The following is a 6588-nucleotide window of genomic DNA, read 5'->3' as shown; positions in this document are numbered from 1 at the left end:
GGCGCAGTAGGAAGATTCGACCCGAGGACACGCGAGGGACCCTAATGCCTCGTGCCGATCCGAACGCGGTGCGAGCCCCGGGTGGTGGGGGCATCGACGAACGGATCGGTGGGGGCTACGGGTGTAGCGGCGAGCGGGAGCGTGACCTCGCAACGCTCGACGCCGCCGTGCGCGGCACCGGCGCTGCGCCGACCTGGCCGGACGCGAGGAGCTGGACGTGGGCCACCTGCCGGTGGTGGCGGTCAGAGCACGGCGGTCAGAGCACGGCCGGGTGGGTGTGCACCGTGGCCGCGGTCAGGCGCGGCACCGCGTGGGTCAGCCGGTGCTCGGCCTCGTGCGCGGTGCGGTGGGCGTCCTCGATGGTGACGCCGGGCGCCACCGACAGGTCCACCTCGGCGCGCAGGGTGTGGCCGATCCAGCGCAGCCGCACGCGGTCGACCCCGACCACGCCGTCCACGTGCCGCAGGGCGTCGGTGCTCTGCTCCACCAGCGCCGGGTCGACGGCGTCCATCAGGCGGGCGAGCACCTGCTTGGCCGCGCCCCACGTGACGGTGGCGATGGCCGCGGTGATGGCGAGCCCGACCACCGGGTCGGCCCAGCGCCAGCCCAGTGCCGCGCCGCCCGCCGAGAGGAGCACCGCGGCGGAGGTGATGGCGTCGGTGCGGGCGTGCAGGCCGTCGGCCACCAGTGCGGCGGACCCGATGCGCCGCCCCGTGCGCAGCCGGACCTGCGCGGCGATCTCGTTGCCCACCGCGCCCACCAGCCCGGCGATCGCGACGGCCCACAGGAAGCGGACGTCGGACGGCTCGGCGAGGCGGCGGATCGACTCGTACCCGGCCACCACGGCCGAGGCGAGGATCACCAGCACCACCACGACCCCGGCGACGTCCTCGGCGCGGCCGTAGCCGTAGGTGAAGCGGCGCGTGGCGGGCCGGCGTCCGATGAGGAACGCGATGCCGACGGGCACGGCGGTCAGCGCGTCGGCGACGTTGTGCAGCGAGTCGGACAGCAGCGCCACCGACCCGGACATCACGACGACGACGCCCTGGAACGCCGCCGTCACGCCCAGCACGGCGAGCGAGACCCACAGCGCCCGCATGCCGTCCTTCGACGCCTCCATCGTGGCGTCGACGCGGTCGGCGGAGTCGTGGCTGTGCGGCGTCACGAGGTGCCGAACGCTGCTCCACAGGCGGCGGGCCGGGTTGGCCGGGACCTCGTGGGCAGGCGCATGTCCGTGGCCGTGACCATGCCCGTGGCCGTGACCGGTTTGCGCTGCGGTGCTCATGACGGCCACAATACGTGCTCATGTACGCACACGACAACACCGATGTCGCCGAGGACACGGGGCGCTGGGAGCAGCTGCCGCCCGCCGAGCACGTCGACGCGGCGGTCGAGTCGTTCCGGATGCTGGCCGACCCCACCCGGCTGCGGCTGCTGTGGCTGCTGTGCGGCGCCGAGTACGACGTCACCGGCCTGGCCGAGGCCATCGGGGCCGCACGACCGGCCGTGTCGCAGCACCTGGCCAAGCTCCGCATCGCCGGACTGGTGGCCACCCGTCGCGACGGGCGTCGCGCGGTCTACCGGGCCCGCGGGGGCCACGTGCGCCGGTTGCTCGCCGAGGCCCTGGAGGCCGCGGGTCACGTCGTCACCGGGGTGCCCGACCACGACTGAGACCCCGTGCGCGCGGCACGTCCGTCACCCGCTCGGCCGGTGGCGGCGCCGTACGGCTGCGGCAGTATCGGCTCCACCACCGCAGCGGGCCCCGACCGCGCCGATGCGAACGCGGCGCGTGGACGAAGGAGCGGCTCGGTCCGCTCGTCGCCTCTCCGCTCGAGGCCCGTGCGGGCGGCGTGCTGGTGGACCACCGCCCCTGAGGGGGCGGCTCAGGCCTTGTCGGCCACGGTGGCCCGCACCACGACCGTGGTGGCCCGGTCGGCCGGCTCGGGAGCGGTGGTGTTCCGCTCCCGCCGCTCGAGCACAGCCAGCGCGAGGGCCACCACCGCCGTCGCGGCGCCGGTGACCACGAGCATCGTCCACCCGTGCCGCACCAGCGCCATGTCCTGCGGTCGCCCGGTGGTCGTCGAGCCGATGATCGACACGAGCACCGCCACACCCAGGACGGCCCCGATCTGGCGGGCGGTGTTGATGAGCGACGATCCCGAGCCCCACTGGTGTGCGGGCAGCGCGGCCCCGACCGACGACGAGAGCGTCGGCAGGATGAGCCCGACGCCCAGGCCGGTGCAGAGGTAGCCGGGCAGCATCCCGGTGAGGTAGTCGGGGGTGGTGCCGAGCCGCAGGCACCACCACAGGGTGCCGAGCGCGTAGGAGGTGCCGCCCAGCGCGGCCACCGCGCCGATGCCGATCCGGTTCGACAGCCGTCCCGCGAGCCGGGACACGACGACCACCACGAGCGGTCCCGTCGCCAGCGCGAGACCGGCGCGCTGGGTCGAGTAGTCCCAGGTGCCGGTCAGGAACAGCACGTTGACCACCAGCATCGCGGCGAAGCCCGCGGTGAAGACGAGCATCGCGAGCCCGGCCAGCGCGATCGCCGGGGTGCGCAGCACCGTGAGGTCGAGCGCGGGCACGGGATGGCGGCGGGCGCGCCGGACCACCCAGGCGAGCCCGAGGATCGCGACGGCGATGCCGCCGAGCACCTCCGGGTCGGTCCAGCCGGTGTCGGGGGCCCGGACGAACGCCCAGGCCAACGCCCCGACGCCGACGATGAGGCCGACGGCACCGAGCAGGTCGGGCATACCGATGCGGGCGATGGTCGACTCGCGCAGAACCCGGGCCCCGGCGACCAGCGCCACGGCGCCGACCGGGACGTTGACGAGGAACACCCAGTGCCAGGACGCCTGGACCAGGAGGCCCCCGATGGGCGGGCCGAGTGCGGCCGCGACGGCGCCGATCGACGCCCACGTGCCCACGGCGCGGGTGCGCTGGTCGGCGGGGAACGCGGTGAGCAACAGCGACAGCGAGGTGGGCATCACCAGTGCCGCGCCGACCGCCTGTACCGCCCGCGCCGCGATGATCGCCCCGACGGTGGGTCCGGCGGCGCAGGCCGCGGAGGCGACGGTGAAGACCGCCAGTCCGACGAGGAAGACGCGCTTGTGCCCGTAGCGGTCGGCGAGGCGCCCGGCGAGGGCGAGGAACGCGGCGAAGACGACGGTGTAGCCGTTGAGGATCCAGGAGAGCTGCGCGAGGTCGGTGCCGGGGAAGGCCGTGCGGATCGCCGGGAAGGCGATGTTGACGATGAACAGGTCGAGGCTCGACAGGAACGCCGCGGCCGAGACGATCACCAGGACCAGGGTGGGGCGGGGCGCCGCGTCGAGCACCGTGTCCGTCATGGTGAACTCCTCTGGCTCAACTCGACCTGAGCCAGACGCTACGAGCTGACTCAACAAGAAGCAAGCCAGGTCGTAGGATGGGTGGCGTGACGTCGACGAACGCGCTGACCCTGTCCGGAGCACTGGCCGACCGGGACGCCTGGAGCGCCGGCGGCGTGTGCTCGATCGAACGGACGCTCGCCGTCGTCGGGACGCGGTCGGCGATGCTGCTGCTGCGGGAGGCCTACTACGGCGCTCGCCGGTTCGACGACCTCGCGCACCGCGCCGGCATCACCGAGGCGGCGGCGGCCACGCGGCTCAAGCAGCTGGTGGAGAGCGGTGTGATGCGCCTGGAGCCCTACCGGGAGCCCGGCAGGCGCACCCGGAACGAGTACGTGCTCACGGAGCGGGGACGCGAGCTCTTCCCGGTGATCGTCGCGCTCATGCAGTGGGGCGACGCCCATCTCTCCGACGTCCCGGGCGGTCCGATCCGGCTCAGCCACGCGGGGTGCGGTGCCGAGGTCGGGGTGGCCCTGCGGTGCGCCGCGGGCCATGACGTCGGTCTCGAGGAGACCGTCGCGAGCGCGAACAGCGCGAGCGCGAAGAGCTAGCCTGCGCTGTCTCCTCGGCCCGGAACGCGAAACGGCGCCGACCGGCGGGAGGTGTTCCCGCTGGTCGGCGCCGCTTCGGCGGGCCTGGATCAGGCAGCCGCCTTGGTCTCCCAGAAGATCTTGTCGATCTGGGCGATCAGGTCGAGCAGCTCCTGACCCGTCTTCGGGTCGTTGGACGCCTTGGTGCCGCTGGCGCCCGCGGCCTTGGTGGCCTTGTTGAACAGCCCGTGCAGCTCGGGGTACTTCTCGAAGTGCGGAGGCTTGAAGTAGTCGGTCCACAGCACCCACAGGTGGTGCTTGACCAGGTCGGAGCGCTGCTCCTTGATGTCGATCGCCCGGGCGCGGAAGGACGGGTCCTCGTTGCCCTGGAACTTCTCCTGGATGGCCTTGACCGACTCGGCCTCGATGCGGGCCTGCGCGGGGTCGTACACGCCACAGGGGAGGTCGCAGTGCGCGGTGGCCTCCAGCTGCGGGCGGAGAATGCGGGACAGAATCCGCATGGGTCCTCCCTGGTTGGTGATCGTTCTGGCCGGGTCGACACTACTCCCGGCCACTTCGGACAGCAGCGTGGCGAGGAGGACGTGTGCGGTGGCGCAGAGTGGGTATCCGTGGCCCCTCGATGTCGCCGACCCTGGCTGACGGAGACGTCGTCCTTGCGCGTTTCGGAGCGTCGCCCGCACCCGGTGACGTGGTGCTCGTCCGCTGGTCGGAGCGTCCTGGACAGCTCTCGGTGAAGCGCGCGACCCGCCCCGACGGCGCCGGCTGGTGGGTGCTGGGCGACAACCCCGACGGCTCGACCGACTCCCGCAGCCTGGGAGCCGCTCACGTGGTGGGAGTGGTGCGGCTGCGCCTGTACCCGCGTCCCGGACGGCTCCGAGGAGCTGGCCCGGATCCCGCAGGGTGAGATGGCTCGCGTCGGTGGGCCCCGGACCGGTCGTCCCGCTACGCTGACCGGCGTACCCGACAGCCGCATCCGCGGTCCGGTCGCGAGATCCTGCGGCCCGATGCGCGAGAGGCCGTCCGGCACCGTCTCAGGGCCCACACCGCGGCCCCCGGTGCACGGCGAGCACACGCCCGAGCACCCGCACCTGGAGTTCCCGTCATGACGATCGTCCCCGATCGCACACTGCCAGAAACCCTTCCGACCTCGGCCGAGATCTTCGACGCCCACCGCGGCGGCAAGCTCTCCACCGGCCTCACGGCGCCGCTGGGCAACGCCCGCGACCTCGCCGTCGCCTACACCCCCGGAGTGGCCGAGGTCAGCCGGGCCATCGCCGCCGACCGCACCGCCGCCGCGCGGTGGACGTGGGCGGACCGGCTCGTCGCCGTGGTCAGCGACGGGACGGCGGTGCTCGGCCTTGGCGACATCGGCCCGCGGGCCGCGCTACCGGTGATGGAGGGCAAGTCGGCGCTGTTCAAGGCGTTCGGCGGTCTGAACTCCATCCCGATCGTGCTCGACACCACCGACGTCGACGAGATCGTCGAGACCATGGTTCGGCTGCGGCCGAGCTTCGGCGCGGTCAACCTCGAGGACGTCTCGGCTCCGCGCTGCTTCGAGCTGGAGCGGCGGCTGATCGAGGCGCTCGACTGTCCCGTCATGCACGACGACCAGCACGGCACCGCGATCGTGCTGCTCGCCGCCCTGCGCGGGGCCGCCGCGGTGCAGGACCGTCCGATCGCCGGACTGCGCGTCGTCATCTCCGGGGCGGGCGCCGCGGGCGTCGCGTGCGCGCGGATCCTGCTGGCCGCGGGTGTTCGCGACGTCGTCGTGCTCGACTCCCGAGGCGTGCTCGACGCGCACCGGGGCGGAGAGAAGGCGCTCCTGGCCGTGGAGTCCAACCCGCGCGGTGTCACCGGCGGCATAGCCGAGGCGCTCACCGGCGCCGACGTGTTCGTGGGCCTGTCGAGCGCGCAGCTGCCCGAGGCGCTGCTGGCCCGGATGGCGCCCGAGGCCATCGTGTTCGCTCTGTCGAACCCCGACCCCGAGGTTCACCCGGACGTGGCGGCACGGCACGCGGCGATCGTCGCCACGGGGCGTAGCGACTTCCCCAACCAGATCAACAACGTGCTCGCGTTCCCCGGGGTCTTCCGCGGGGCGCTCGATGCGGGCGCGCGGCGCATCACCGAGGCGATGAAGCTGGCCGCGGCGGAGGCGATCTTCGCCGTCGCGCGGGACGACCTGGCCGCCGACCGGATCGTTCCGAGCCCGTTCGACCCGCGTGTCGCACCCGCCGTGTCGCAGGCGGTTTCGGACGCTTCGGACGAGCGTCCTGACTCGGAGTGACCTCCAATTGGGGTCGCTTCCTGCAGCTTCCCGCTCGAACGGCCGTGATCGTCACTCAGCGTGCTGACCAGGGGGTTCACTCACTCGTGGCGGCGTAGGCCGATCGGGAACATTGGCCAGATCTTGTTGCTGACGGCGTCGTTGAGCCGGGTGAAGCATGACGCCCCATGCAGTAGGAGATGCCGTGAACGAGCTCGGACACTGCCGTGGCGACGGCCCGGTGGAGGACCCGGTGACCGAGCCGAACGGCGTCCGGGTGGTGCCTCCGGCGCCCGTCGGCGACGCGCTGCTGCCCGACGCCGACGGCCTGCCGGACGCGGTCCTGCGCGCCGACCTCCGCCGCTCCCGGCAGGCGGCGCTCGGCGGC

Annotated in this window: 8 protein-coding genes; 5 read left to right on the top strand and 3 right to left on the bottom strand. The window is 73.2% G+C overall.

The features are described from left to right. Nucleotides 1-256 precede the first annotated feature (256 nt). The gene (locus JWR81_RS22700; protein WP_297656629.1) at nt 257-1285 is read right to left on the bottom strand and encodes a cation diffusion facilitator family transporter; all 1029 of its coding nucleotides are present in this window, start codon (nt 1283-1285) and stop codon (nt 257-259) included. A gap of 20 nt (nt 1286-1305) precedes the next feature. On the opposite strand from JWR81_RS22700, the gene JWR81_RS22695 reads away from it, so the two are divergent. Beyond that, complete coding sequence (locus tag JWR81_RS22695) at nt 1306-1671, top strand: metalloregulator ArsR/SmtB family transcription factor (protein WP_297656626.1); 366 nt, start codon at nt 1306-1308, stop codon at nt 1669-1671. 212 nt (nt 1672-1883) lie between these two features. Here the strand turns inward: JWR81_RS22695 and JWR81_RS22690 are convergent, their stop codons facing one another. Then, nucleotides 1884-3347 (bottom strand): MFS transporter, encoded by a 1464-nt coding sequence (locus tag JWR81_RS22690; RefSeq protein ID WP_297656623.1) that lies wholly within the window; start codon nt 3345-3347, stop codon nt 1884-1886. An 86-nt stretch (nt 3348-3433) separates the two neighbouring features. Between JWR81_RS22690 and JWR81_RS22685 the strand changes: the two genes are divergently transcribed. Continuing rightward, a complete protein-coding gene (locus JWR81_RS22685; protein WP_297656620.1) occupies nt 3434-3937 on the top strand; it encodes a helix-turn-helix domain-containing protein in 504 nt (167 codons plus the stop codon). A gap of 89 nt (nt 3938-4026) precedes the next feature. Here JWR81_RS22685 and sodN read toward each other — a convergent pair whose 3' ends face one another. Beyond that, nucleotides 4027-4431, bottom strand: a complete 405-nt coding sequence (gene sodN / locus JWR81_RS22680) for a superoxide dismutase, Ni (RefSeq protein ID WP_367278833.1) — start codon at nt 4429-4431, stop codon at nt 4027-4029. Between the two features lie 89 nt (nt 4432-4520). Between sodN and JWR81_RS22675 the strand changes: the two genes are divergently transcribed. The 3 genes from JWR81_RS22675 to JWR81_RS22665 form a co-directional block, all read left to right on the top strand. Then, on the top strand, nt 4521-4841 hold the full coding sequence (locus tag JWR81_RS22675; protein ID WP_367278831.1) for a S26 family signal peptidase: 321 nt from the start codon (nt 4521-4523) through the stop codon (nt 4839-4841). A 198-nt stretch (nt 4842-5039) separates the two neighbouring features. Then, nucleotides 5040-6221, top strand: coding sequence for a malic enzyme-like NAD(P)-binding protein (locus JWR81_RS22670; protein ID WP_297656614.1), 1182 nt, complete (start codon nt 5040-5042; stop codon nt 6219-6221). 184 nt (nt 6222-6405) lie between these two features. Beyond that, on the top strand, nt 6406-6588 hold a 183-nt coding region (locus JWR81_RS22665), incomplete at its 3' end, for a hypothetical protein (RefSeq protein ID WP_297656611.1).

The sequence above is a fragment of the Pseudonocardia sp. genome, from assembly GCF_025965585.1.
Lineage (GTDB): Bacteria > Actinomycetota > Actinomycetes > Mycobacteriales > Pseudonocardiaceae > Pseudonocardia.
This window is presented reverse-complemented; position numbering and strand designations above follow the sequence as displayed.

Coding starts and splice junctions, on each gene's coding strand:
- JWR81_RS22670 (WP_297656614.1), top strand. CDS start 5,040: ATGACGATCGTCCCCGATCGCACACTGCCAGAAACCCTTCCGACCTCG.
- JWR81_RS22700 (WP_297656629.1), bottom strand. CDS start 1,285: ATGAGCACCGCAGCGCAAACCGGTCACGGCCACGGGCATGGTCACGGC.
- JWR81_RS22690 (WP_297656623.1), bottom strand. CDS start 3,347: ATGACGGACACGGTGCTCGACGCGGCGCCCCGCCCCACCCTGGTCCTG.
- JWR81_RS22695 (WP_297656626.1), top strand. CDS start 1,306: ATGTACGCACACGACAACACCGATGTCGCCGAGGACACGGGGCGCTGG.